This is a genomic window from Lysinibacillus halotolerans, assembly GCF_003711845.1.
Classification (GTDB): domain Bacteria; phylum Bacillota; class Bacilli; order Bacillales_A; family Planococcaceae; genus Ureibacillus; species Ureibacillus halotolerans.
The window spans coordinates 1-26,693 of the sequence record NZ_RHLQ01000045.1 but is presented as its reverse complement, the minus strand read 5'-3'; the positions used below and the strand labels follow the sequence as shown (position 1 = coordinate 26,693).

The 26,693-nt window shown below is 35.5% G+C and carries 22 protein-coding genes; 11 read left to right on the top strand and 11 right to left on the bottom strand.

Going from position 1 to position 26,693, the window contains the following annotated elements; genetic code table 11:
* Positions 1-124: 124 nt before the first annotated feature.
* A complete protein-coding gene (locus EC501_RS14805; RefSeq protein ID WP_122973104.1) occupies positions 125-976 on the bottom strand; it encodes a dimethylarginine dimethylaminohydrolase family protein in 852 nt (283 codons plus the stop codon).
* 178 nt (positions 977-1,154) lie between these two features.
* Here EC501_RS14805 and EC501_RS14800 point away from each other — a divergent pair, with 178 nt between their 5' ends.
* Positions 1,155-2,573 carry a polysaccharide deacetylase family protein gene (locus tag EC501_RS14800; RefSeq protein ID WP_122973102.1) on the top strand — a complete coding sequence of 473 codons (1,419 nt, stop codon included), beginning with the start codon at positions 1,155-1,157 and terminating at the stop codon, positions 2,571-2,573.
* A gap of 175 nt (positions 2,574-2,748) precedes the next feature.
* Complete coding sequence (locus tag EC501_RS14795) at positions 2,749-3,252, top strand: hypothetical protein (RefSeq protein ID WP_122973100.1); 504 nt, start codon at positions 2,749-2,751, stop codon at positions 3,250-3,252.
* 47 nt (positions 3,253-3,299) lie between these two features.
* Here the strand turns inward: EC501_RS14795 and EC501_RS14790 are convergent, their stop codons facing one another.
* Together EC501_RS14790 and EC501_RS14785 are read right to left on the bottom strand one after the other, a co-directional pair.
* Positions 3,300-4,481 carry a globin-coupled sensor protein gene (locus tag EC501_RS14790; protein ID WP_479680906.1) on the bottom strand — a complete coding sequence of 394 codons (1,182 nt, stop codon included), beginning with the start codon at positions 4,479-4,481 and terminating at the stop codon, positions 3,300-3,302.
* A 298-nt stretch (positions 4,482-4,779) separates the two neighbouring features.
* Positions 4,780-5,523, bottom strand: a complete 744-nt coding sequence (locus EC501_RS14785; protein WP_122973097.1) for an SDR family NAD(P)-dependent oxidoreductase — start codon at positions 5,521-5,523, stop codon at positions 4,780-4,782.
* A 351-nt stretch (positions 5,524-5,874) separates the two neighbouring features.
* On the opposite strand from EC501_RS14785, the gene sfsA reads away from it, so the two are divergent.
* On the top strand, positions 5,875-6,564 hold the full coding sequence (gene sfsA, locus EC501_RS14780) for a DNA/RNA nuclease SfsA (protein ID WP_122973095.1): 690 nt from the start codon (positions 5,875-5,877) through the stop codon (positions 6,562-6,564).
* 73 nt (positions 6,565-6,637) lie between these two features.
* Here the strand turns inward: sfsA and EC501_RS14775 are convergent, their stop codons facing one another.
* The gene (locus EC501_RS14775) at positions 6,638-7,177 is read right to left on the bottom strand and encodes an ECF transporter S component (RefSeq protein ID WP_122973093.1); all 540 of its coding nucleotides are present in this window, start codon (positions 7,175-7,177) and stop codon (positions 6,638-6,640) included.
* 783 nt (positions 7,178-7,960) lie between these two features.
* On the opposite strand from EC501_RS14775, the gene EC501_RS14770 reads away from it, so the two are divergent.
* The 3 genes from EC501_RS14770 to EC501_RS14760 all read left to right on the top strand — a co-directional run bounded on the left by EC501_RS14770 (position 7,961) and on the right by EC501_RS14760 (position 13,757).
* Positions 7,961-12,373 carry a S8 family peptidase gene (locus tag EC501_RS14770; RefSeq protein ID WP_122973091.1) on the top strand — a complete coding sequence of 1,471 codons (4,413 nt, stop codon included), beginning with the start codon at positions 7,961-7,963 and terminating at the stop codon, positions 12,371-12,373.
* A 194-nt stretch (positions 12,374-12,567) separates the two neighbouring features.
* Entirely contained in the window at positions 12,568-12,792 is a 225-nt protein-coding gene (locus EC501_RS14765) for a DUF1540 domain-containing protein (protein WP_122973089.1), read from the top strand.
* Between the two features lie 170 nt (positions 12,793-12,962).
* Positions 12,963-13,757, top strand: a complete 795-nt coding sequence (locus EC501_RS14760; RefSeq protein ID WP_122973087.1) for a nucleotidyltransferase domain-containing protein — start codon at positions 12,963-12,965, stop codon at positions 13,755-13,757.
* A gap of 62 nt (positions 13,758-13,819) precedes the next feature.
* On the opposite strand, the gene EC501_RS14755 is transcribed toward EC501_RS14760, so the two are convergent.
* The 5 genes from EC501_RS14755 to pgeF form a co-directional block, all read right to left on the bottom strand.
* Entirely contained in the window at positions 13,820-14,011 is a 192-nt protein-coding gene (locus tag EC501_RS14755; RefSeq protein ID WP_122973086.1) for an H-type small acid-soluble spore protein, read from the bottom strand.
* Between the two features lie 11 nt (positions 14,012-14,022).
* Entirely contained in the window at positions 14,023-14,193 is a 171-nt protein-coding gene (locus EC501_RS18515) for a YfhD family protein (RefSeq protein WP_174232703.1), read from the bottom strand.
* A 99-nt stretch (positions 14,194-14,292) separates the two neighbouring features.
* Positions 14,293-14,904, bottom strand: coding sequence for a hypothetical protein (locus EC501_RS14750; protein ID WP_122973084.1), 612 nt, complete (start codon positions 14,902-14,904; stop codon positions 14,293-14,295).
* A 226-nt stretch (positions 14,905-15,130) separates the two neighbouring features.
* Entirely contained in the window at positions 15,131-16,540 is a 1,410-nt protein-coding gene (locus tag EC501_RS14745; protein WP_122973082.1) for a LysM peptidoglycan-binding domain-containing protein, read from the bottom strand.
* Positions 16,541-16,684: 144 nt separating this feature from the next.
* A complete protein-coding gene (gene pgeF / locus EC501_RS14740; RefSeq protein ID WP_122973081.1) occupies positions 16,685-17,449 on the bottom strand; it encodes a peptidoglycan editing factor PgeF in 765 nt (254 codons plus the stop codon).
* Positions 17,450-17,875: 426 nt separating this feature from the next.
* Here pgeF and safA point away from each other — a divergent pair, with 426 nt between their 5' ends.
* The gene (safA, locus tag EC501_RS14735; protein WP_122973079.1) at positions 17,876-18,484 is read left to right on the top strand and encodes a SafA/ExsA family spore coat assembly protein; all 609 of its coding nucleotides are present in this window, start codon (positions 17,876-17,878) and stop codon (positions 18,482-18,484) included.
* A gap of 89 nt (positions 18,485-18,573) precedes the next feature.
* Here safA and EC501_RS14730 read toward each other — a convergent pair whose 3' ends face one another.
* Positions 18,574-21,663 carry an efflux RND transporter permease subunit gene (locus tag EC501_RS14730; protein ID WP_122973077.1) on the bottom strand — a complete coding sequence of 1,030 codons (3,090 nt, stop codon included), beginning with the start codon at positions 21,661-21,663 and terminating at the stop codon, positions 18,574-18,576.
* Positions 21,664-21,758: 95 nt separating this feature from the next.
* Between EC501_RS14730 and EC501_RS14725 the strand changes: the two genes are divergently transcribed.
* Positions 21,759-22,598 carry a TetR/AcrR family transcriptional regulator gene (locus EC501_RS14725; RefSeq protein WP_122973076.1) on the top strand — a complete coding sequence of 280 codons (840 nt, stop codon included), beginning with the start codon at positions 21,759-21,761 and terminating at the stop codon, positions 22,596-22,598.
* A gap of 42 nt (positions 22,599-22,640) precedes the next feature.
* Here EC501_RS14725 and EC501_RS14720 read toward each other — a convergent pair whose 3' ends face one another.
* Positions 22,641-24,032, bottom strand: a complete 1,392-nt coding sequence (locus tag EC501_RS14720) for a branched-chain amino acid transporter BcaP (RefSeq protein WP_122973075.1) — start codon at positions 24,030-24,032, stop codon at positions 22,641-22,643.
* Between the two features lie 250 nt (positions 24,033-24,282).
* Between EC501_RS14720 and tatC the strand changes: the two genes are divergently transcribed.
* From tatC to EC501_RS14705, 3 genes are all read left to right on the top strand, one after another.
* Positions 24,283-25,023 (top strand): twin-arginine translocase subunit TatC, encoded by a 741-nt coding sequence (gene tatC, locus EC501_RS14715; protein ID WP_122973073.1) that lies wholly within the window; start codon positions 24,283-24,285, stop codon positions 25,021-25,023.
* A gap of 21 nt (positions 25,024-25,044) precedes the next feature.
* Entirely contained in the window at positions 25,045-25,242 is a 198-nt protein-coding gene (tatA, locus tag EC501_RS14710) for a twin-arginine translocase TatA/TatE family subunit (RefSeq protein WP_122973071.1), read from the top strand.
* Between the two features lie 140 nt (positions 25,243-25,382).
* Complete coding sequence (locus tag EC501_RS14705) at positions 25,383-26,570, top strand: chromate transporter (RefSeq protein WP_122973070.1); 1,188 nt, start codon at positions 25,383-25,385, stop codon at positions 26,568-26,570.
* Positions 26,571-26,693 lie beyond the last annotated feature (123 nt).

Below are 26,693 nucleotides of genomic sequence, written 5' to 3'. Positions count from 1 at the left end.
CTATGAACACTTTAAAGCGAAAATTTTATTAAATAATTTATCTAAGAAAATTGGGATTCATTTAGGATAATCGGGGTGCCGTGTAATATCACTTCACCCCAACATTTGACATAGAACCTTTATTTTAACTTTCTCGTAAAATCGGAAGGGTACAACAACGGAAAGAACCACCAGATTTAATAATTTCCGTAATATCTACTTCAATTACTTCGAAGCCACGTTTTCGCAGTTGATTATTTACATTTTCATTTACAGGTAAGCTGAATAATCGTTTGTTGCCGATACTCAATACATTTGTACCTAATTGAAACTGTTCTTCTTCCGAAACCTCTATTAGATCATAACGAGAGGCAAATAAATCAATTTCCTTTTGTGATAAGGCTTTTGGATAGATTAGGGCAACATCGGGGGAAACAACATTAAATACACAGTCCAAATGCAAGTATTTTTCTTTAAAAGGAATCGTTACAATCTGAAAGTCAGTTAAAAGACGCTGTAGTTGGTCAGCTGCTTTTTGGTTTGTTCGGTTACTTAGCCCAACGTATACGGTATCCCGATCTATCACAACATCTCCACCTTCAATTAACTCTTCAACTAAATTATAATAGGAAATTTCTTCGTCCTCTAACCATTGTTTTAATACATTTTCCTCTCCTGCACGAACATCCGTGGCCATGTTTGCGACAAAGATTGTTTGTCCTAATGTAAAACCAATATCCCGTGTGAAGACCTGTTCTGGATACTTTTTATGGTAGGGCAGTAAAATCACATCAACATCATGATTTTTAAGGGTTTTAACAAATTCCTCATGCTGCTGAAGGGCCCGTTCGATATGAATGCCTTCATCAATAAAATGTTCTTGCGTTTCATTAATGACTTCCCGGATTGTCATATATTGAGGCTGGCAAAGAATTACTCGTTTTAACATATCATATTCACTCATACAAAAGGTTTTATGGTTAGTATATTCTTCCATTTTTTAGACATCCTATCTGTTTTGTTTAGTCCTTATTTTTTCCTAAAAATTCGATTATTATGACCAATTGATTGAAAGGAAATATTCTTTTAACTTGTTACAAATTCATGTTGTTTATATATAACTTGAAGCGTATAATGGGAACTGTTTACAACAAGAAAATTAGAAGGTGTCATGTATGAAAGCTAAAAAAATCATTATATTTATATTATCTATTTTTGTATTTTTAGGAGCTATTCTATTATTCAATTTTATATTAGTAGACAGTAATGGAATTGACCCTTCTAATAAGAAGAGTAGTAGTAAAAAGATGGAGGCATCTGCTTACTCGGGAGTGAATATCGTATCGGAAGTGTCTGATGAAACGACATACCATATGGCAGTTCATTATCCAAAATTTAAAGATCAACAATTAAATCAAGGGATTACCGATTATGTAACGGAATCTAAAGAAAATTTCTTAAATGAAGTAAAAAACAATAAGGAATTTCTTAAAGAAAATATAGCGGAATTGAACATATCTTTTAATATTTATCCAGTAGCTGAAAATGTTTACTCTATTGTATTTTCAAATGAAAGTTACGTTGTCGGAGCAAATGGCTTCCAAAGTACAAAAGTATTTTTAGTTGATATACATAATCATCAATATATACAACAAACTGATATTTTAATTGATAACGAGCAAAATCGGGGTAAAATCTATCAATTATTACTAAATGCCTTTGAACAATCGGAAGAATATAGTCTATACTTCTTCAAGGAAGATTTAAAGAACTGGATTGAAGATGAGAACAATCATTTCTCTAATATGTATCTTACTGACAAGTCAGTTATCTTTAAATTTAATGAATATGAGGTTACTGCTGGTGCTGCAGGATCTCCAGAAATATCCATACCAATTGATCAGTTTAAAGATTTCTTAACAGATGAATGGAAAAATAAACTAAAGGTCAAAGTTCAAACTGATGAACAAAAGGTACCACCGAAAGTAACTCATGAAGAAGATTCAGAGAAGGCGTTAAATAAGGAAACTTCTACGAATAGAAAACGGGTTGCTTTAACGTTTGATGACGGACCACATCCAAAAAATACAGAAAAAATTCTTAAACTATTAGATAAATATGATGCGAAAGCTACCTTCTTTATGCTAGGTAACCGTGTAGACTTCTATCCGAATATTGTTAAAGAGATAGCTAGTAAAGGGCATGAATTAGGTAATCATACATGGAGTCATAAAGATTTAACTACTCTAAGTAATGAAGAAATTAAAAAAGAAGTCGAACAAACGAATAAGGCCATTTTAGATGCTACAGGAGAATATCCTACTGTTTTTCGTCCTCCTTATGGCGCGAAAAATGCCCAGGTTGATAAGGCAAGTGGGATGCCGGCTACTTTATGGTCAATTGATACACTTGATTGGAAATCCCACGATCCAAAAGCCATCTTAAGTATCGTAAAAGAAAATGTAAAGGATGGTTCTATCATTTTGATGCATGATATTCATGCCACTACTGTAGAAGCATTAGAGCCAGTATTGAAGTTTTTAAAAGAACAAGGATATGAATGTGTAACAGTTTCGAGTTTAAATTCGAACTAATTTCCACAAATTATTTCTTGGAAAATAAAATAATAGGACACCCTTTCTCTCTATCCCAGATGGAGGAGTTAAGGGTGTCCTTCTTTATGTTAAGGGGAAATTTTTACTCCTATATTTATTAAGTGAAGGATTAACATAAACTAATAGAGTACTATTTATATGGGGGTGAAGGGAAATGAAGAAATATGGGGTGTGGCTAATACTAATTGTTCTATTGCTTTGTGTTACTTATTTATGGGTCACATTTTCTATGAAAGATAAGGAAGATCACTCGGAACAAATCGAAAAGGAACGGATAAACCAATTTTTCACCGAACTAAATAGTATTTACGGTTACATCTATACTTCAAAGGATGGCTCACTACAACTGTTCTTGAAAATCAATCAAGCACTTCGTGAAGGTGAGTTGATGGGAAATCTCTATGTAATGGAACGTAATGAAAGTGCAGAAGAAGCGTATAAGGAAACAAAGTATGAATTAAATGGAATAACCGATGGACGTATGCTGGAATTCTATACGACTGTGGACGGGGAGACGGTTAAATTAGAAGGTAATTTCCATGAAGATGCTAAGAGCTTTGAATTGTCGTTGTGGATGGCTGAAATGAAAGTATTATTTCAAGCTATAACTGAGGAAGAATATACTGAAATGAATATAGCTAACCAAAAGGTAGAATAATAGAGTTCTAATAAAATGAAAAAAGGGTCCACTAGGGGCCCTGTATTTTAATATTCCAGCATTTGTTGATTTAATTCATCTGCTAATTCGGCTACTTTTTGACCTGCTTCACCAATCTCCTTTAGTGCACTTGTGAATTTAATGATTTCTTGATTGTTTCGTTCGTTTTGCTCTTTACTTGCACTGCTTGCAGTTAGTATCTCGTCAAAACTATTCACCGTATCTTGTACGTTTTGATTAACTGATAGTGTTTTAGAATTAACTTCGTTTATTTGATTGACCACTTCTTCAATTTGTTTCGTTGTAGAGGCAACTAATTCTTTAATATCGCTTGAAGAATCTTTTGTTTGTTCAGCTAGTTTTCGAACTTCTGCTGCGACAACAGAAAATCCTTTACCATGTTCTCCCGCTCTTGCTGCTTCAATTGCTGCATTTAACGCTAATAGATTTGTTTGTTCAGCAATGGAAGTAATAACCGCTACAATATCTCCAATTTCTCTTGAATTTGCTTCCAATGAACTGATACTCGTTTGAATGTCATTTACACTATTTTTTAAAGAAAGGGTTTGTTCAATAACTAAATCTAATTGTTTTCTTCCAGTCATAGATGTTTCGGAAGTAATAATCGCTGATTGTAAACCTTCGTTTATGTCTGTCTTCATACTTTCAGAACGAATGATAGTATCAGCGACAGATGCTCCAACTTCTTCTGACATGGCTGCCAATTCTTCTGTAATAGCCCCAATATTTTGTTTCACATTTTGTTTCGCTTGCATTTCTTTCTCTGCTGCTTCTTCGTTTTGCAGTTCTTGTAAAGCTGCTAAACAAAGTTGCAATTCTAAATTGAATATTTTATTTGTGACTTTAAAAGCTAATGTTAAACTTTCCATATCATCTTTATATTCTTCATGAAGGATATCAATAATCTTGTTTAAAAAAGCTTGGTTTGTACAAAGGTACCATCTTACTTCGACCCCAACTTTTAAATAATATTTGCCAATTTGATATCTTTTGGCTGCAAAATGATCATCGATAATGCCATCAAAAAAGCTAACGACGTATTGCTGACAGCCTGCTAAATCAATGCCTAAAGGGGTCATATCAACTACTTTTCGAATACCTTCAAAGGAATGGTTATAAATTGGATTATAAATTTCTTCAATGTTGGCTTGAATGAGTGGTTGTAACGCCTTTGCTACAGCTAAATCTTCTAATGTGAGGTCAATGATGGATAACTGTTGAATTACGTTAGGATAATGATGAATGTCTATTTTTTACCTGTTGTTTTTGTTTGGCCGCTTCTTCTTTTAGCTTCGTTGTTTGTTTTTTTTTCGTGAATATACTCATGAGATACTCCCTTTTAAAAAATATATAGTAATGTATTTATCGTCCATTAAAATTTATTTTGAATAGATACACAGACTTGAAGTTAACATTTAATGGGAAAATTTGACGTATAAGTTAGGAAAAAGTAAAAAAGCAAAGCGATTTTAATCATCACTTTGCTCTATTGTTTATTCAAACTCTTTATTTCGCTGTATATCCACCGTCAACAAGAATTGTTGTGCCAGTAACAAAGTCATTTTCAGCTAAGAAAACAACGGCATGGGCAATTTCTTCCGGTTTCCCTAAACGACCGATTGGGTGTTTTGCAACTAATCCATCGTAAAACTCACCAAGGGCTTCTTTATTAACTAAACCTGTTTCAATAAAGCCAGGTGCTACGGCATTTACTCGAATATTACGATCAGCGTATTCTAAAGCAGCTGATTTTGTAATTAAGTTAACAGCTCCTTTACTTGCTGCATAAGGGATAGACGTTGGTTCACCAACACTACCTAAAATCGATGAAGTATTAATGATTGAGCCTCCACCTGTTTTAAGCATTTCACGAAGGGCATATTTCATTCCATAAAATACACCATCTTGGTTAACAGCAATCACTCGTTTATATTCTTCATCTGTTAATTCGTGAGTCGGTTTTTGAATACCGATTCCAGCATTATTAAAAATAATATCTAATTGACCGAATTGGGAAACCGTTTGTGAAACAAGATTTTCAACGGATTTCTCATCAGCTACATTCACTTCTATAAATAAAACATCCGCATATTGATCTTTTAATTCATTGACTACTTTTTCTCCAGTTTCCTTGTTATAATCACCGATTACAACTTTAGAACCTTTGTCTAAAAAGGCTTTTGCAGTTGCTAAACCGATACCAGATGCACCGCCCGTAACAATGACTACTTTGCCCTTTAAATCTGTCATATTATTGCCTCCATTATTTAAGAAATTTTCATGCTCCTATATATTCTTTATACTTTTCCTCTTTATATACTTAAAAGAAGTTTTAGCAAAAGTTTTTGCACCTTCTTTCACAGCTTTTTTTCAATATTTAATTTCCTAGTTTTAAACCAATCCCTCTTACTTTTATAAACAAATTAAATGTACCACCATTTTAAAAAAGGAAGGTAAACAGAATTGGCATAAATGCAGCTTAACGAACAAAAATGATAATTTTGTTGAATAATTTTTTATAAAAGAGGGTTATAGGAGAAAATCGCTTCTTGTTATACTTAGGGAACAAGAGAGAAAAAGAAGCGAGAAAGAAGTGACAAAATGCAATATGGAGAAATAGTTGAAGGAAGATTTAGTAAACGTATAAATCGACTTATCGCAGAAGTTTTTATTAATGGGGTAAAAGAAAGGGTACATGTGAAAAATACTGGACGTTTAAGAGAACTTCTTCTTCCAGATGCGGAAGTTCTTTTAGAACGAAGTGATAATCCTAACCGGAAAACAAAATTTTCCTTAATAGCCGTTATAAAGAATAGAGATTGGGTCAATATTGATTCTCAAGCTCCAAATATGGTTGCCTTTAACGCATTAAAGGAAGGGAAACTATTAGAATTTGGGATGGTAAATTCGGTTAAAAAAGAAGTGACTTATGGAGCTTCCCGTTTTGATTTATTTTTTGAACATGATGATCAAAAAGGGTTTATTGAAGTTAAGGGAGTTACTTTAGAAAAGGATGGAATGGCGATGTTTCCTGATGCTCCTACAACAAGGGGAACTAAGCACGTGTTAGAGTTGATAAAGGCAGTGTGTGAAGGATATAGTTGTACCATTTTATTTATTGTCCAATTAAAAGGATGCCATGGGTTCACCCCTAATAGAAAAACAGACCCAGCCTTTGCAGATGCTTTATTACAAGCATACGAACAAGGGGTACAGATTTTAGCTTATGATTCGATTGTTAAAAAAGACGGATTAGTATTAAACGAATCACTTCCAGTCTATTTAGCATAAGAAGTTGACGAGAAGAAAATCTATTTATACGGATAAAGGAGGGAGCCCGATTTAAAAGCCCCTCCTTTCATCATTATTTGAAAAAAGATACTTTTTTTAGTACAGCACAAACGGGAATTGCAACAACGATTCCGACTACATTTTGTACAATGTTTCCTGGAATAGAGGCTACTGGGACAATCCAGTTATGAAAAAGAATCCCCTCACAAATATAATAGCCTGCTAACATAACCGGAACGGAAAGGATAGCTGCAATTAGATTTAAAGTAACGCTACCTCCATTACGTCCTTTCGACCAAGCAATTTTCCCAACAACATATCCTTGTAAGCCGCGGGCAACTAAAGTAAAAGGTGCCCATAATGTCCAGCCTGAGATTAGATCAAATAATCCCATACCAACAGCGCCAGCAATCGCTCCTTTTTTAGGACCGAAAAGAATGGAGGCGATAAAGAGCATCGCTGTTCCAAGGTGGACTAAACCACCATTTGCCGTAATGGGTAGTTTAATATTTAAAAAAACCGTCGCAACAAAGACGAGGGCTATGAGCATTGCGGATACAACCATATCGAATGTTTGGGAACGTGTATTGGACTGGTTTTGTATTTTTTGCATAATGGTTACCTACCTTATTTAATGTTACAGATAACATAGCAAAGGACTGGTATTTATAAAAGTATCAATTTTTTTAAAAATACAGTGGTCAGTTTTAATCTAGAAAAATATCACTTGTAAATAATAAATGAAATTAATTTCAAATTTCTCAATAAGTTTTCGTAATGATTCGGTAAATCTACAACCTGAAGTCGTTATAAATATGTCGAAAATAGGAAAAACGAGAAGGAACTTTTAAGGAAATTTCTCCTTATTTTATACTTTTTAAAGTAATGAATAGTAATCAAAAATTAGTTGAATAGTCCTTGTTTTTGAAATGAGATAAAATAGTAGACTTGTAAATTATTATAAAAATGAAGGGAATATAATACTTTTCTCCCTTATCTACTAGTAGTTTATAGAGCGCTAAATTATGCTGATAGAATTGATGATAGGTAGAACGATTTATTTTTATTACATTGTAAACTTGTATCCTATTCTATTTGTTGAATTATTCATATAATTGGTAACTTCTAACTATTGTCCTTTTACCACTTAATACTTATAAGTATTTTAATAAATGGTACCAATTATTCAAATTACCAAAATATTGAAAGTTACTTACAAAATTAGACAGAAATTAGCTTTTCAATCGAATATAGTTATTGTTAACAACTAGAGATTATGATGACACCTTTGTTTTCTGTTTGCCTGGATTATCGTTTAGGAAGGAGGGACAAGGTGTTTTTTTAGTTGAACGTCAGGTGAACGGGTCGTTGTTAAAAATCGGAAGGAGGAGAATATGTGAAAAAGAAGAAACGTTCAACCAAAGCGTTTAATATTACAGCATCTTTACTCGTAGCGTTTTCCCTTATCGCACCTAGTGTTGCTAGTGCGGAATCGACAAATAAACTTCATGAATCTTTACGAGAATCAAGTGTAAGTAATGTTCTTGCAAAGGATAAAATTAGTGACCGTTTGCTAACTAATTTTAAAGATGAAGAGAAAGTAACTTTCCTTGTAAAATTTAAGGATAAAGCAGAGGCTCAAGAAGTAGCGAAAGAAGCAAGAAAAACTGCAAAGGAAAAGAAGTTATCCGCTCAAAATGCGAAATTAGTACAACGTTCAGCTGTTGTCTCCGAATTAAAATCAACTTCCATCGAATCACAACGATCAGTCATCGATTTTCTTGAACAAGAAGCGAAAAAGGGAAATGTAGATGATTTTGATTCTTACTACATTGTTAATGGGATGGCAGTAACTGCAACTAAAGAGATTGCAGAAAAGATTGCTACTTTTGCAGAAGTTGAAAAAGTACTTCCAAATGAAACTCGACAATTAGAAGCAACAGTCGTAGAAGATGCTCCAGCACCAGCATCAGAAGTTGCCAATGTCGAATGGAATGTCTCACGTGTAAAAGCTCCTGAAACTTGGGAGATGGGTATCGATGGTTCCGGTACTGTAGTGGCAAGTATTGATACCGGTGTTCAATGGGATCATCCAGCATTGAAGGAAAAGTATCGTGGTTACAATGCTGCTACTGGTGAGGTCGATCATGATTATAACTGGTTCGATGCAACTGCCGGCCAAGACGAACCTTATGATGATCAAGGCCATGGTACCCATGTAACGGGAACAATGGTTGGTAGCGAACCAGATGGAACAAATCAAATAGGTGTTGCTCCAGGTGCTAAATTTATTGCTGTTAAGGCATTTACTGCAGCTGGAGGTACAGATGCAGACCTTTTAGAAGCGGCAGAATGGATTTTAGCTCCAACGGATTCTGAAGGCAATGCCCGTGTCGACCTAGCTCCAGATGTTGTAAACAATTCTTGGGGTGGTGGACCTGGTTTAGATGAATGGTATCGAGATGTCGTGATTAACTGGCGCGCAGCTGAAATTTTCCCAGAATTCTCAGCTGGAAATACAACGTTATCAAATCCAGGTGGTCCAGGATCTGTTGCAGCTCCTGCCAACTACCCTGAATCCTTTGCAACAGGTGCAACGGATATTAACAATAAAGTAGCGAGTTTCTCCCTGCGTGGACCTTCTCCATATGATGAAATTAAACCTGATATTTCAGCCCCTGGTGTAAACATTCGTTCATCTGTACCTGGTGGAGCCTATGAAGGTGGATGGAATGGTACTTCCATGTCAGGTCCTGCAGTGTCTGGTGTAGCTGCACTCCTTCGTCAAGTAAATGCGAATATAACTGTCGATGAAATGGAAGAAATTCTATTAAACACGGCAACCCCATTAACAGATGAAGAGTATCCGGAATCTCCAAACCACGGTTACGGTTATGGTTTAGTAGATGCTTATGCAGCTGTATCTTCCATTATTTCTGGTTTAGGAACAATTGAAGGACAAGTGACGAAACAAGGTGAAGATACAGAAGCACCGACTTTCGAGCATGTTGCACCTGAAGAAACTTTTGAAGGAATGGATCTATCTTTATCTCTATCTATCTCAGATAATATTAGTATTTCATCTGTAGAGTTAAATTATACAGATGAAAATGGTGATGTCCAATCAATCGAAGCAGGTCGTCTTTCTGGAGATTATAAATCTGGAGAGTTTGGCGTTGTTGTACCAGGTAGCTTAATTACGGGCTCATCTTTCACGTATTTCTGGACAATTAATGACTTTGGAAATAATGAAGTGACAAGTGATGAGTATACGATTGAAGTAAAACCGGGTATTACGACAGGTTACTTTACCGATTTTGAAAGCCAACCGACTGGCTGGTATTCGTTCGGTAATGCAGATAGCTGGGAGTGGGGTGTACCGACATCAGGCCCTGGTAACGCTGCATCAGGTGAAAAAGTATATGCAACAAATCTAGAAGGAACCTATGATAACAACATGAATGCAACGCTAGTGATGCCTCCAGTTGATTTACCAGAGGGCAACGCTTATTTACAATTCAAACATTGGCATAATTTTGAGAAGTCTTCTACAGGAAGAGCTTGGGATTACGGTCATGTTGTCATTTCAACAGATTTAGAAAATTGGACGCAATTACTTCAAGTAAACGGTGTCTCTGATGGCTGGTTAAGTGCAGAAGTTGATTTATCGGAATACGCTGGTCAACGAGTATATATTGGGTTTAATTCATACTCAGACGGTAGTGTGTTACGCGACGGCTGGTATATTGATGATGTAGCGTTATCTGATTCGTCACTGTCTAAGAAACAGTTAGGCATCATTAAGGAGGTAAAAACAGAAAAAGTACCAAAACTAACTAAAAAAGAAAAAGCTGTTGAAGCAGAAAAAGAAAAAACAGATAAGCCTATCGATCCAAAAACAATTAAACCGGTATTACCTGAAAAGGCACCGGGCCCTATTGTAGAAGAAGTGGCGAATCCAACCCTACTTCCATTAGGAGCACAAGTAAGTGTTCTTGAATCAGGACGTTCTGTTTATACAAATCCAGCAGATGGTTCCTACTCTTTAACTCATAGCGCCGGTGATTTCACAGTCAAAGCGGAAGCTTACGGATTTGCATCGGAGCAACAAACAATTGAGTTAGAGGCAGATAGTTCAGTTTCTGCAAACTTTACGTTGGAAGAATTACCACAAAATACAGTGACAGGTTCCATTACTGATCAACAAACGGGAGAACCAATTGAAGGAGCAACGATACTTCTTGTAGAAGATGCGAATATTGCACCAGCTGTAACAGATACAAATGGTGGCTATTCGATTACTGCATATGAAGGTGACTATACGTTGAAAGTTGTTGCAGACGGTTACCATAGTCAAGAAGTAGCGGTTTCCATCGATGGCGATGGTGCAACGATGGATATTAGTCTGGAGCCATTCTACACGTATCCTGGTGGAGAAATTGGCTATGATGACGGTACTGCTGAAAATGCCCGTGCGTTTTATGATGCAGGAAATGGCTGGGCAGTGAAAATGTCTCTCCCTGAAGGCGAAGAAAGTGGGATTGTAACGGATGGGGTGTTCCGTTTCTGGGATACGTCATTCCCAACACCTGGAGGTACTGAATTTAAAGTAGAAGTTTGGGATGCAACAGGAGCAGATGGTGCACCAGGTAAAAAAATCGCTGGACCAATCGATGCAACGGCATTGCGTAATGGTGAATGGACTGTTGTAGATTTACGTGAACATAATATTATTGTAAACGGGGATTTCTACATGGTTTACATTCAAACTAAGCCAAATCCTAATACACCTGCTTTAGCAACTGATGAAGACGGTGAAAATGCGGCGAGAAGTTATCAATTTGTTTCCGGTGCTTGGACTCCATCTCCAGCAGAGGAAGGAAACTATATGATTCGTGCCCGTGTTAGCTATGAGGTAGATGCGCCAGTAATTACTGGGCCAACTGATAGCTTTATTACAAATGAAAAAAGTTTAACCGTAACAGGTACTGCTTCTCCGACAACAACAATTGAATTAAAGCATAATGGTGAGACTGCAGGATCGGTTGTTGTAGAACAGAATGGACAATTTGAAATTCCAGTAACGCTTGCTGAAGGTCAAAACGAGTTACAAGCAGTTTCAACTTTAGACGGACGTACAACTGGAGAGTCTGCGCCAATTTCCGTTACGTTAGATACAGTGAAACCAGCTGTTGCGATTACTGAACCAACAGATGGCAGCAAAATTAATCGTGAGACGGTAACGGTAAAAGGTACAATAGAAGATGCTAATTTAGAATATGTTAAAGTAAATGGACAAGCAGCATCTGTTAAGGATGGTCAATTCTCAAAACGTATTATTTTAGAGAACGGATCAAATGAAATTAAAGTAGTTGCTCAAGATTTAGCAGGAAATCGCATAACAAAGAAAATGACAGTAAGTGTAGACTATGATGCACCAGTTATTGAAAATGTGAAGCCTGCGGAAGATCTTTACATTCAAACAGGTAAAAGTGTCATGATTGAATTTGATAGTGAACCAGGACTACGAGCTACGTTTATGGTGCATATGCCGTTAACAAATACAAAAGCTCAGGCTCAAAATGCAACAGAGCTTCCTTTAATGGAAATGAGTCCTGGTCATTACGTTGGCTATTATACAGTACCATCAGGAGCTGTCGCTGACGGTGCCCAAATTGAGGTAAAGGCTGTTGATAGCTTTAACAATGAAACACGCCAGAAAGCAGCAGGTAAACTTTATATCAACGTAGAGCAGCCAGCTAAAACTACTGATGTAAAAAAAGATACATCAGATAAAAAAGAAGAGTAATTAAAAATAGTAAGTACCATCAAAGAATCATTCTTTGGTGGTATTTTTTATTAAAAACGTTTTTTCCTTAAAAGGAGTCATACTTTCAAAATAAAAACTTTTGAATTGGACAAAATACAATTTGAAGAGTTTGAATGAGGATTTTAAAAATGCTCATTTTTACTTTTCACGACATATCAATGAGGAGGATAGCTATGCCAAATGTAGAAGTAAGCTGTGCTGTATCGAACTGTATTTTCCATAAAAAGGGTAATCTTTGTGGAGCAGAAAAAATCCAAATCGATATGGATTACCATTCCAAAAATAGAAATACAGAGTTTGCTTCGGATCTTGATTTCGATAAGATTACAGAAGAAGCAAATCATTCCCAAGACACATGCTGTAAAACGTTTGAACCAAAAAACGAACGTGAAAAATAAATTGAATTTATTTAATTCAATTTGTTACGACATGAAGGCAAGGCTGTTCGAACATTGAGGTTGTTGTAGGGACTAAAGGGATTTTTCCTTTAGTCCTTTCTTATATGGTTATGTATGTATGATGATATGAGAACCCATTTAAACGAAAACAAAAAGAGAGAGCTGTCACGATGAAAGAAGTTATTTTAAAAAAATTGATGGAATTAGAAGAGAAATATTCTATAAAAATTTTGTATGCCGTCGAGTCGGGAAGCCGGGCTTGGGGATTTGCAGCAGAAAATAGTGATTATGATGTTCGCTTTATTTATGTTCATCATCCAAACTGGTATCTTTCCATTGATCCACAAGGAGTAGGTTCGAAGAAAGACAGCATGGAATTCCCGATAAATGATTATTTAGACATTAATGGCTGGGAGATAACGAAAGCGTTACGTCTTTTTAGAAAAAGTAACCCGACCATTTTAGAATGGTTGAAAAGTGAAATAATTTATTATCAAAATGATTTTTTTGTTGAACAGTTGCGTTTAATGCAATCAGATGTGTTTTCATCGACTGCTAGCCTACATCACTATTTGAATGTAGCGAATAATAACTACAAAACATATCTTCAACGTTCTACAGTGAAAGTTAAAATCTATCTTTATGCCATTAAGTCTTTACTGGCCTGTAGATGGATTGAAAAGTTCCAAACAGTTCCCCCTATCGCCATTTTAGAATTGCTGCCTATGATGGACAATAAAAAAGCGAAATGGGAAGTGGAACAACTGTTGAATCGAAGGAATTCAGAGGTAGGAATCGAATTAATAGAACCCATTCCCGTTTTGAATCATTATATAAAAGATGAATGTATGCGTATAAAAAGTTATATTCAGACGGTAACGGAAGAACAGAAGAATTCTACGGAGAAGTTAGATCACCTATTCAGACAAACTTTAAAAAAGGTATGGACTTTAAATGAATCTTGAGTGAGTGTTTCTGAGTATGAAAAGAATCGCCCCACTAGATACTAATCCAGTGGGATGATTCTTTATTGAACGAGGTACTCCTCTTTAAGTTCTGAAATGGCTACTTCAGAACGTTCTTCGAGGGAACGTCGTAAATGAACAGTAGCCGTCTTCCCATCGTCATGAAGTTTATCGATCCACACGGAAACACCATTATAGCTGACTTCATATTCCTTTGGGGAAGCATATATTTCTTGGGCACGATTGTAGTCCAATTGAATCCCTCCTATTTTTTGTTTCGAGTGTTATGTTTCGTCTTTTCAACTAAATGGTGAAGTTCATCTAACTCTTGAGCAACTTCTTCTCGCATCTTACCAGGAGCAATTTTTTCTGTTTTTGGTGTTTGTGGTAAGGAAGCTTTATTTGTACCTTTACTTTTACTATCATCTCTTCCCATAAGAAGTTCTCCTTTCGATTGGATTCCTTCTTAATATGGCTTAGGAATCGTTTTTTATCACAAAAAAATACACAACAACTAGTGTTGTGTACGCATTTTTTACTCTAACGGAATTCCTGCTTTTATTGAAAACTCATCTACTTGATATAACCATTCTCTAAGCAACCTTCTTGCTTCATCCAAACCTTGATTCGCTTCAGTCATTGTGTCCATACTTTGCTGTTCTATAGCGGAAATCATTAAAGTAAAGGAATTATATTGAATATTGGCTGCTTCAATATACTTTTCATGGAGAGCTTGAATTTCCTTGTTTTCCGGCATAATTGCTTCTAAGTCCGCAACAAATTGACGATAGCCAGGAATGACTTCATCTAAAAGGGTATAATATAAAACTTCATCATTCGTATAATTTACACCGGTTACACTATCATATAAACCGATAATTCTTTCTTCTTCTACTGCTAGTAACATCATTTCATCTAAGTAATCTGAAAAGGCTTGAGCAAACTCTTCATCTGTACTCGGAGCAGTAGTCTCACTGTTTGAAGAAGTATCGGTCTTAGTTTCAGTTTCAATCTTAGAATCTGTTTTCGTTTCAGTAGTTGTTTCTTCATTCTTCGATTCTTTAGATTCTTCCTTTGAATCGGAAGTACTACAACCAACTAAAAAAACAAAGGTTACCATTGAAAGAAAAAGTAATAATCTTTTCATGTGACTCCTATCCTCCAACGAAATAAAAACCGCTGGATATGCTTTTTTGTAAATTGCATTCTTTATAGGATATTCAAAGTTTTGAAATGTGTTACTGATTTTTCCAATGGATCCCCTGTTTAAATTGTTAAAAACATTAAAAAAGCTGGATGAGGCAAATTTTTTTATGCCTGATTCCAGCTAAAAATATTTCATATTTGATGATTTCCCTTTAATAATTCATAGTTTATTCTTTTCGAATGGCAAAGTTGGAATTTAATAAAGCCCAATTTTGTGGATAATCATAGCCTAATGCCCAATAACTAATTCCTCTTAAGTTATACTGTTTAACCATGTCAAATTTTGCTTGGGCGCTACGTGCATCTTCAAACCATACTTCATGCCCTTGTCCTTGTTCATCAACATAGCGGAAAAATGGAGATTGGGCGGTATTATCGTATTGAATCGTTGCATTATATTGGGTAGCACGTCTAATGGCTTCTTGAGGACTAAAGGTTTCAGCCGTTGCACCTTCAACATGAGGGATTTTCCAATCCCTTGCATAAATTTGAAAGCCTAAATAAATTTTATTAGCTGGCATAACAGAAAGGGCGTATTCCACAACCCTTCGCATCTGGTTGGCTGGAGATATCGCTTGTGGGGAAGCCCCTCTCCACCCCCATTCATAGGTCATAAGAATAACGAAATCCACTATTCTTCCATGGGCTTCATAATCATGGGCAGTATATAATAAGCCTTCCTGTTCTCCACTTGTTTTAGGTGCGACAGCGGTAGAAACAAAATAACCCCTAGGATGCAATCGATCAACAGCCAATTGAAGAAATTGGTTATAGTTTTCCCGATCCTCCGGTAAAACATATTCAAAGTCGATATTTAACCCTTTATAGCCCTTTTCATCCATCAATTGAAGTACATTTGAAATCAGTTTTTCACGCAGTTCAGGATTGGATAAAATAGTATTAGCTAAGTTTGTGCCAGTAGATGTTGTGGATAAATTCGTAATAGCTAACATAGGGGTTACATTCTGGGAGTTAGCAGCGTCTATCATCAATACATCTTCAAAGGGCTCTAATGTACCATCTTCTTTAATCAAATAGGCAAATGGGCTTAAGTAGGTGAGCAAATAACCTATTTCATTGACGGTTTGAGCTGCTTCTTCATCCTTTTGATAAGTATATGCATTGACTTCAATTAAAGGTTTTCTTCTTGGAATAATTAATGGTGTCCCGATGTAAATGAGGTTTTGATTTTGTAATGAATTAGCGTTAAGGATGGATTGGATCATTGTACCATATTGATTGGCTATTTGATATAGTGTTTGACCTGATTGGACATAGTGGATGATTGGTGGAATGTATATTGTAACGCCTGGATACAAAAGATTTGGGTTCGTTATTTGATTAATAGTTAAAATAGATTGAATCGGAATACTGTACCGTTGGGCGATGGACCATAAAGTTTCCCCTGCTTGAATGGTGTGTGTTTCTACAGCTGTTGGGATGACTAAAGCCTGCCCTATTAACAATTTGTTTAAATCCGGTAATTGATTTATTTGTTGAATTGCATTTATCGAGACATTATATTGATTCGCAATTTCCCAAAGCGACTCGCCAGAACGGACAACATGAATGAGCAATACATAGCCCCCTTAGAAATGCTAGAGTAAAATAATATATGTTTTCTATAGGATCATTCATGAATAATAACTATAAAACGACATTTTTCAATAAGAAAACTACTTCGTTTACTTTAACGAAGTAGTTCAGCCAAGAAATGATCATTAGTTTCCTTTTTTCATAATAAAACTTAAATGTCTTCCTGATTTTTTATTTTCTCGATAGGAAAAGCCATCTGGATGATGGAAAGTACATGTTAAATCCACTTTAACGTTTTTCGATGGAATTCCAACTAGTTCACATTGTTTTTTTACAGTTTGTTGGTTATCGATATGGTATTTGTTTGTTTCATCTTTAAAATAAATAAACTCATCGGCGTAACCTAAATCCTTGAACTTTTTGTAAACATCTTCATCAACTTCAAATCGATCTTGACTTATAGCAGGTCCAAGTATGACCTTTATATCATTCGGGTCATTTTGTTCGTTATTAATTAAGTGGTCGAATACTTTTAATGTAATTTCTTTAATAGTCCCCTGCCATCCAGAATGTATAACTCCAATAAGTCCGGTTGTTTCATTATAAAAAATAACTGGTACGCAATCTGCTGTAAAGGTACAGAGCAGTGTATTCGGTTCATACGTATAAAGGGCATCCGTGTTAGAAATCGCATCATCTACACTTCTTGCCCCCCTACCCTTATCTTCCACAGTGACATGATGGACATTGGCACTATGGGTTTGATTAGCACAAACGAAGTCTTCCACATCACAATTTAAAAAAGATGCTAATTTTAATCGATTGTTCAGTACATTATCGACCTTTTCACATACATGTAAAGCCATGTTATTTTGTTCAGGTTCTTCTTGATCTTTTAATGTAGTCCCCATTATGAATTGAGGGTTATTTAAATATATTCTCGTTTTCATTCCATCACCCCATCCCCATCATATTATATAAACAGTCGTTTCATCAAAAAATGAATCTAGAGAAAGATTCATAGATTCCTATTTATGTTCAAGTTATGGATAGGATTAACTTTTTAAAATGACAATTTGAAAAGAATATACCTATCTAGCTTACTTTTATCATAGACATAATTTCTAAAAACTATTCATTTTTTGCCAATTAAATTTTTAATTGGTTGCCAATTTCCAACCGAAAAATTTTCCTATTACAAAATGGTATCAAATTTAACGGAAAAGAATATTGGAAAAATAAGAATGTATATAGAGTGATAGGTCAAAATACTTTCTTTGAAACAGTTTCGTAATAATCTATCCATAATTTTATTAATGATTTTCTCTATTAATCTCTTGTACTATAAAAATACATAAAACAGGAGGTATATATCGATGTTTAAAAACTTGAAAAAAGGCGTTATCGCTACTGTTCTTGGAGCATCTCTATTAATACCAGCAACCGCTTTAGCGGCTAATTCATATACAGTAGTGTCAGGAGATTCCCTATGGAAGATTGCAGTGAAAACTAAAACTGGAGTGCAAGAATTAATCGATGCGAATCCACAGTTAGCGAATCCTAACTTAATTTACCCAGGTCAAAAAATTAACGTACCTGAACAAGAAGGACAAGCAGTAGAACAAGAAGTTGTACGACTTGTAAATGTAGAACGTGCCAATGCAGGTCTACCTGCTTTAAAAAGTGATTGGGAGCTTGCTAGAGTAGCGGAACATAAATCACAAGATATGGCAGACAAAAACTATTTCAGCCATACTAGTCCGACTTATGGATCACCATTTACAATGATGAAAAACTACGGTATTACATATAAATCTGCTGGTGAAAATATTGCTCAAGGGCAAAGAACAGCTTCAGAAGTAGTAAAAGCATGGATGAATTCCGAAGGCCATCGAGCAAATATTTTAAATAGAAATTTCACCCACATTGGTGTAGGTTATGTTGCAGATGGTAACTACTGGACACAAATGTTTATTCAAAAATAATATAAGAATTGAAGTCGGGAACGATAGGTTCTCGGCTTTTCTATTTATTAAAAAAGGTGACCCATAAAGGGACACCTTCTTACTTCGTATTAATCTTCTCGAATTTCGTTACGTTTTTTCTTTAACATTTTAGAAAGCGTTTCGTAAACAATTGGAACGATGACTAAAGTTAATAGTGTTGAACTTAATAAACCGCCGATAACAGTGATTGCAAGGTCTGCAGACATAAGACCTCCGCCACCACCAATACCAATTGCCATTGGTAACATAGCACCGATTGTTGCGATTGCCGTCATTAAGATTGGACGTAAACGAGTTGCACCCGCTTCAAGAATAGCTTCACGCATGGATAAACCATCACGTTCCATATGAATAATACGGTCTACAAGTACGATTGCGTTTGTTACAACGATACCGATTAACATTAATAGACCCATCATTACTTGGACAGAAATCGTATGTCCTGTAATAAATAATCCAAGGAACGCACCAATTACAGTAAATGGTAATGAGAATAGAATTGCAAATGGTGCTAAGCCTTCACCGAATGTTACAACTAAGATGAAGTAAACAATACCGATTGCTGCAATCATGGCTATTCCTAGTTGAGTGAATGTTTCAGCCATATCAGCTGCCACACCTGCTACACCAGTCGTTACACCTTTTGGTAAGTCAAGGTTTTCGATTTTTTCATCTGCTTCAGATGTTGCAACCGAAATATCATCACCAATAATCGTACCTGAAACTGTTGCATAATATTCACCAGCTGAACGACTTAATGTATTTAAAGTTGTTCCTTCTTCTACAGTTACTAATTCAGATAATGGGATTGCAGTTCCTGTAGCTGTTGGAATTTCCGTTTCTAATAGTTGTTCTAAAGATTCTGGAGCCGTTTTTGCTTCGCGTTGAACAATAACTTCAATTTCATCTCCATCATTTTCAACCGTTGTTAACACTTCTTTTGTGCCAGAATTATTTAAAGCCATTACGATTTGAGCAGTAGTTAAACCATATTGCAATACGTGCTCTTGATCTACTTTAAACACATTTTCAACATATGGATCTTCCGCATCGCTCGTTACATCTTCTAAGTTATCCACTTCTTTTAAAGCATCTTCTACTTGGTTAACAGCCGTCATTAAATCATTTAAATCTTCGCTGTATAACGTGTAGCTTACTTCATTTGAAGACATAGCTGATGTACTAAAGTTTTGTGATTTCCATTCTCCGGATTGACCGATGTTAAACACATAGTCTTCAATTTCTTCTCTTACTTCTGGGAAGTTTTCCATTTCGTCATCAAAGATTAGGTACATTAATGCACCGCCTCCGCCACCCATCATCATAGCCGATGGATCAGCACTTTCTGAATCTGTAATGGATAATTGAAGAATATCAATGTCATCACGTTTTAATAATTCTTGTTCTACTTCCTTAATGTTCGCTTCAGTTTCTTCCATTAACTCTCCAGTTTTAGGTGTATAAGTTAAATACATAACTTTCTCTTCTGCAGAGCCCATGAAACTAAATCCGATTAAAGGAGTAAGGGCAAGGGAACCAGCTAAAATAATAATCGCAATTACAGAAGTAATTACTTTATGATTTAATGTTTTTTCTAATACGCCTTTATACCATAATGCAAGTTTACCTACTTCTTTATGACTCTTTTCTGTTTTCTCACCATAAAGCTTTTTACGGAATAAGAAGTGGGATAATGCTGGTACGATTGTTATCGCAACAAGCAATGACGCACCTAATGCGAATGTCATTGTTAATGCGAATGGCATGAATAATTCTCCAACCATTCCACCTACGAAAATAAGAGGTGCAAATACAGCAACTGTTACTAATGTAGAAGAAAGAATTGGTTTGAACATTTCAATTGTCGCTTCCCGGATTAGGGCACGACCATGAAGTTTTTCATTTTTTAAGTGCATACGACGATAAATGTTTTCTACTACAACGATGGAGTCATCGATAACACGACCGATCGCTACCGTAATGGCACCTAACGTCATAATGTTTAACGTAATATCTAACCAGTTTAATAGCAATAAAGCCATAAAGATAGAAACTGGAATTGAAATGATTGAAATAATAGTAGATTTAAAGTCGCGTAAGAATAAAAGAATTATTAATACGGCGATTAAACCACCGAACACTGCTTTTTCTACCATTGAAAATACGGAATCTTCGATTGGTTCAGCTTGGTCTAAAGATATATCGACCTGTAAACCATCAATTGCAGCTTCTTCTTCTTCAATTAAATCTTTTACAGCGTTTACTACAGTAACAGTGTTTGCTTCTTGGCCTTTAACAATTTGGATTGCAATGGCATCTTCGCCATTTGTACGAGATACGGATTGAACTTTACCAACCGTTTCAATTGTCGCGATATCACCAAGTTTAACAAAAGGTACTGGATTTTCAGCTGTAGGTGTTACTGGAATAAGCATTTCTTTTAACTGATCGACGGTTTGAATATCGCCGTCAACTGCTACTGCTTCTTCACCTTCAACAAATTCATATAGACCTAAAGATAGGGCCATGTCACTGGATTGAACCATTTGTTTAACAGTATCTTCTGTTAACCCAAGGGAAGCCATTTTTTCTTCGTTATAAGTGAATTCAACTTCCTCAATATGCTGCCCAGTGATAGTAGCTGAAGCTACACCATCAATTTTTTCGATTTTTGGTAATAGAATATCTTCAACTGTTGAAGTTAATTCAACAATGTCTTCTTCTGTACTACTAATTGAAAGAGCAACAACTGGCATCATATTCATACTAATGGCCATAATAGAAGGCTCTTCCACTTCTTCTGGTAATGTAACATTATCAATCGCGGATTCTAACTGACGTTTTTTCTCATCCATATCAACGCCGTAATCATATTCAATTTGAATTTGGGAAACGTTGGATGATGAGTTTGAATATACAGCTTTGACATCTTCAAGACCTTCAACTGCTTTTTCCATCGGTATTGACAGTTCATCCATTACTTGTTCTGGGGTAGCACCAGGGTATACCCCCATTACAATTAAATAAGGAATGGAAATGTCAGGTATGGATTCCATCTTCATTCGCGTCCCTGAATAAATACCTGAAACTGTAATGATAATAGTAAGTAACCATACAGCAAGTTTATTTTTCAGGACAAAATTTACTAAACCTTTCACCTTTACACCTGCCCTTAATTGACTCTTGTATTACAGTTATTTATACTAATGACTAATTAGTCAGTTGTCAAACAAATGGGGTAGGAGTGTTTTAAGTGGTAAAAAAACAACTCATTATGGAGAAAGCGCTGGAATTATTTGCTGAAAACGGTTTCGAAGCGACATCGGTACAGCAAATAACTGAGCGTTGTGGTATATCGAAGGGAGCCTTTTATCTTCACTTTAAATCGAAGGATGAGCTCATTCATAGTTTGATTGATCAGTTTATGAACGGTTTTATAGCAGAAATTGAACGGGTGGTCAGTGAAAGGCCACCGGAAGATTTATTATTTCATTTCCTATATGTCACGTTCGGTGAGTTTCAACAGCAAGCAAACTTTGCAAAAGTATTTGTTAAAGAACAGGTTCTGTCCTTTAATCAAGAACTTTTAGATAGAATGCACATGTATATGACGATGTTAAATAAAATCGTTCTAACAATCGTTCAAAGGCAGTTTGCACATATAAATCATCAGATGCATCTTGATATTTTATTTACGATTAATGGACTAATGAAGGGGTATTCAGAACTATTCTTAATAGATAATTATGCAATCGATTTGAACAAATTGTGCCAAACAATTGTCGAAAAAGTGACAATTGTTGCTGAGTATTCTAAAATTCCTTTTATAACACCAGAATATTTAATCAAAACGGATGTACACCCAACAATTTCAAAGGAACAACTTAACGAATTATTAATGGAAGTACAAGGGGAGATACATGAAGATTCTGTTGTCCAAGAATCTTTAATGATGTTGCAGGAAGATTTAAATAACCCTAAATTAAGTAATACGATTGTTCAAGGGTTACTAAACAATATTCGAGGAAATAGCCATTGTATATGGGTTGCCTATTTATATCAACAATATTTAAAGGACAAAGAGAATAATTAAAAGGAGCTTCTATTGTCAAAGGACGATAGAAGCTCCTCTATTTTATTTCTCATTTAATGTACTATGTTTTCTTCCATATAAGAAGTAAAATACAAAACCGATTACAAACCATATTCCACATGCAATCCATGTATTTATTGATAGCTGAGTCATTAAAAATAAACAAGCTAAGAATGATAAAATTGGTAGCACGGGGAAGAATGGCACTTTAAAGCCACCTGATGAAAGAGCGTTTGTATTTTTCCGTAAGAAAATAATACCTAAAGAAACGATTGTAAAGGCGATTAAAGTTCCCATATTTACTAACTCTGCCAGAGTACCTAGCGGGATAAAACCGGCGCAAAAGGCTACTACTAATCCGAAAATCCATGTATTAATAACGGGTGTGTTATGTTTTGGATTTACTTTACTCATTACTTTTGGTAGTAAGCCATCTCGACCAATGGCAAAAAGTAATCGGGAACCGCCATAAATCATGACGAGGATGACGGTCATCATACCAGTAACAGCACCTAATGAAATTATACCAGCGATCCAATCTTGTCCAACAAGATCGATCGCAAAGCTAACGGGATTACTTACGTTAAGAGTCGTATAAGGAGTGATCCCCGTTAAAACTAGAGACATAGCGATATAAAGTAAGGAACAAACTAATAATGAACCAATGATTCCGATTGGTAAGTTCCGCTGTGGATTTTTTACTTCTTCTGCTGCAGAAGATACTGCATCAAAACCTAAGTAAGCAAAAAATACAAGTGCTGCACCAGAAACAACCCCTTCTACACCAAAGGGCATGAAAGGTTGCCAGTTATCCGGTTTTACATAAAACATTCCAACAACGATGAATAAAAGAATCACACCTACTTTAACAAAAACCATAATTCTATTTACTTTTGCTGATTCTTGCATGCCTAGCGTTAATAAATAGGAAATAATCAATACGATTAAAATAGCAGGAAGGTTTATAAAAGTCCCTTCTGCTAGGTTAAATGGCCCTGAAAGAACGGTAGGGATGGAAATGTTTAATCCTTCTAATAATGAAATTAAATAGGATGACCAACCAGTCGCAACGGAAGCAGCGGCTAATCCATATTCTAATACTAAAGCCCAACCGACAAACCAAGCGATAATTTCCCCAAATACTACATATCCATACGTATAAGCGCTACCTGTTACGGGGATGGCAGAAGAAAATTCAGAATAACACATCCCAGCAAGGGCACAAACAAAAGCGGCTATTAAAAAAGAAAAAACAATAGCAGGTCCAGAATGACTGGCAGCTACTGTTCCAGGGAGTATAAATATACCTGTTCCAACAATTGCACCAACGCCAAGTAAAATTAAATCAGTGGCTCCTAATGTTTTTTTCAGTTGGCCTTCGCCATGTTGATTTAATAAATCGTCTAACCTTTTTTTTCTAAATAAATTCGACAATATTAACACCTATTCTTTTTGAATTATGAAAAAAATATTACTATGAAACTGAAAGTGGGTCAAATATATATTAAAATCAAGTCGAATTTTAACGGAAACATAGTTAATTGCATTCATTTTTTGCAATAATTTTACTATTTTGATCATCTGTTAATAATAAATTTTTTTGACCGTTCATAATGGAACTTCCCATTGGTGCACATAATAATGGCACCAAAGGAGATGTTCTTTATGAAATTTGGTGATAACAATGAATGAAGAGAAGGAATTAACACTAGTTGAGCATTTAGAGGAATTAAGAAAACGATTAATCATCATTTCTATAACATTTGTTTTATCTTTATTATTAGGCTTTTGGCTAGCGCCTAAAACATTAAACTTTATAAAACAGCAGCCAACCGCCACCGTTGTAGATTGGAACATATTCGGTTATACGGATGGGCTCATGATTTATGTGAAATGTGCCCTTATTTTAGCCCTGCTCATTACATTGCCAGTGACTTTATGGCAAATTTGGCTATTTGTAAAACCAGGATTAACAGAAAAGGAAGCGAAGGGTACCCTTTTTTATATCCCAATTTCATTTTTACTATTTTTATTAGGAATTAGTTTTAGTTACTTTTTATTGTTTCCTTTAATGGTCAATTTCTTATCGAATGTGAACACGTCAATTGGTGCAATTGAAACATATGGAATAAAACAATATTTCACATTGTTATTTCATATCGTACTTCCAGTAGGACTCGTTTTTGAATTACCGGTTGTTATATTATTTTTAACCAATGTCGGAATAGTTACGCCCGATAAATTAAAGCGAATGAGGAAGGTTGCTTATTTTATTTTAATTATTATCGGAGTATCTATTTCACCTCCGGATTTTCTATCGGATTTTATCATCGTTGTCCCATTATTATTACTATTTGAGATAAGTATTGGCATATCCAGTTGGTCCTTAAAAAGAAGAGAACGGTTGAACGTCACTTATGAATAAACCATTTAAGGAGGAGTTAAAATGGCAAGTATCGGTGTTCCAGGGCTAATTATCATTTTAGTATTGGCATTAATCATCTTTGGTCCCGCTAAATTACCTCAACTAGGTAAAGCGGTTGGAGAAACTTTAAAAGAATTTAAATCATCCACGAAAGGTGTAATGGATGACGATCCTACAGAAGTAGAAGAAATTGTTGAAACAAGGTCTAAGAAAAAATAATAAAATGCAACGAAGCCCTTCCATATGGATAGGGCTTAAAATGTTTTATATTAAAATTATGTAAATTCCTTTGTTAATGCATTTTCCCTATTATAAAATCTTGCTATGATGAATGGAAAATAAGAGTGGAGATTAACATAATGAACGAGAACAGGACGACATTAAAAACTTGTATCGAAATTTTTTTAGTGTCTTTAAAATTAGGACTAACCTCCTTTGGTGGTCCTATTGCCCATCTAGGATATTTCCATGAGGAATATATTCGTCGTAGAAAGTGGTTAGATGAAAAATCCTATGCGGATTTAGTTGCTCTATGCCAGTTTTTACCTGGCCCTGCTAGTAGCCAAGTTGGTATAGGTATCGGCATCATGCGTGGTGGCTTATTAGGAGGAATTATCTCATTTCTAGGCTTTACGATGCCCTCTGTAGTTGCTCTAATTATTTTTGCTTTAATCGTTGGAGAACTAAATGTAAGTAGCATGGGATGGATTCACGGTTTAAAAATTGTTGCAGTAGCAGTGGTAGCCCATGCCATTTTAGGGATGGCAAAGAATTTAGCACCAGATTTGACTCGAAAAGCTATTGTGATTTTGGCCTTAGCGGTCGTTTTACTATGGCAAACGGTATATGCTCAAGTTGGCGTTATAATAATAGCTGGTCTAATCGGATATTTATTATATAAAGAAACAAGTGAGGATCATGCGGCTAATTTTCAAGTACCAATTAGTAAAAAACTAGGCCTTTTTTGTATTACTTTATTTTTTGGTCTTCTCATCTTATTACCAATTTTAAGGGAAGTGATTGCTTCTCCTTTCATTGCGATGTTCGATAGTTTTTATCGAGCGGGTTCTCTTGTTTTTGGAGGTGGACACGTTGTATTGCCTCTCCTTGAGCGGGAGTTTGTTCCGACAAATTTCATTAGTGAAGAGGCATTTTTAGCTGGTTATGGAGCAACCCAAGCCGTTCCTGGACCGTTATTTACTTTCGCTGCATACATTGGTGCTGTCATGGATGGGTGGTTTGGAGGCATTTTAGCTACTATTGGCATCTTTTTGCCGGCATTTTTACTTGTTCTTGGTATATTACCGTTTTGGGATATAGTACGACGGAACAGTAAAATGAAAGGAGTTTTTATGGGTATTAATGCGGCTGTCGTAGGGATTTTAATTGCCGCCTTTTATAACCCGATTTTTACTTCATCTATTGTAGAATCAATTGATTTTGTTTTTGCTGTTATTCTTTTTAGTATGCTTTCCTATTGGAAGATGTCACCGTGGGTTGTTGTTGTTACCGGTATAATTGGTGGGACATTGTTATCTATGATGTAAAAAAAGAGGCTGGGACAAAACCCACCTCTGAAATGAAAAGCCGGTGAAATTTTACGATAAGTAAAATTTCACCGGCTTTGATTATTTTAAATAAAAAATAAGGACCACTTCTGATAAAATTAA

Excerpts from the sequence above, each read along its gene's own strand:
- EC501_RS14805 (WP_122973104.1), bottom strand. The coding sequence starts at position 976 with ATGGAAGAATATACTAACCATAAAACCTTTTGTATGAGTGAATATGAT.
- EC501_RS14800 (WP_122973102.1), top strand. The coding sequence starts at position 1,155 with ATGAAAGCTAAAAAAATCATTATATTTATATTATCTATTTTTGTATTT.
- EC501_RS14795 (WP_122973100.1), top strand. The coding sequence starts at position 2,749 with ATGAAGAAATATGGGGTGTGGCTAATACTAATTGTTCTATTGCTTTGT.
- EC501_RS14785 (WP_122973097.1), bottom strand. The coding sequence starts at position 5,523 with ATGACAGATTTAAAGGGCAAAGTAGTCATTGTTACGGGCGGTGCATCT.
- sfsA (WP_122973095.1), top strand. The coding sequence starts at position 5,875 with ATGCAATATGGAGAAATAGTTGAAGGAAGATTTAGTAAACGTATAAAT.
- EC501_RS14775 (WP_122973093.1), bottom strand. The coding sequence starts at position 7,177 with ATGCAAAAAATACAAAACCAGTCCAATACACGTTCCCAAACATTCGAT.
- EC501_RS14765 (WP_122973089.1), top strand. The coding sequence starts at position 12,568 with ATGCCAAATGTAGAAGTAAGCTGTGCTGTATCGAACTGTATTTTCCAT.
- EC501_RS14760 (WP_122973087.1), top strand. The coding sequence starts at position 12,963 with ATGAAAGAAGTTATTTTAAAAAAATTGATGGAATTAGAAGAGAAATAT.
- EC501_RS18515 (WP_174232703.1), bottom strand. The coding sequence starts at position 14,193 with ATGGGAAGAGATGATAGTAAAAGTAAAGGTACAAATAAAGCTTCCTTA.
- EC501_RS14750 (WP_122973084.1), bottom strand. The coding sequence starts at position 14,904 with ATGAAAAGATTATTACTTTTTCTTTCAATGGTAACCTTTGTTTTTTTA.
- pgeF (WP_122973081.1), bottom strand. The coding sequence starts at position 17,449 with ATGAAAACGAGAATATATTTAAATAACCCTCAATTCATAATGGGGACT.
- safA (WP_122973079.1), top strand. The coding sequence starts at position 17,876 with ATGTTTAAAAACTTGAAAAAAGGCGTTATCGCTACTGTTCTTGGAGCA.
- tatC (WP_122973073.1), top strand. The coding sequence starts at position 24,283 with ATGAATGAAGAGAAGGAATTAACACTAGTTGAGCATTTAGAGGAATTA.
- tatA (WP_122973071.1), top strand. The coding sequence starts at position 25,045 with ATGGCAAGTATCGGTGTTCCAGGGCTAATTATCATTTTAGTATTGGCA.
- EC501_RS14705 (WP_122973070.1), top strand. The coding sequence starts at position 25,383 with ATGAACGAGAACAGGACGACATTAAAAACTTGTATCGAAATTTTTTTA.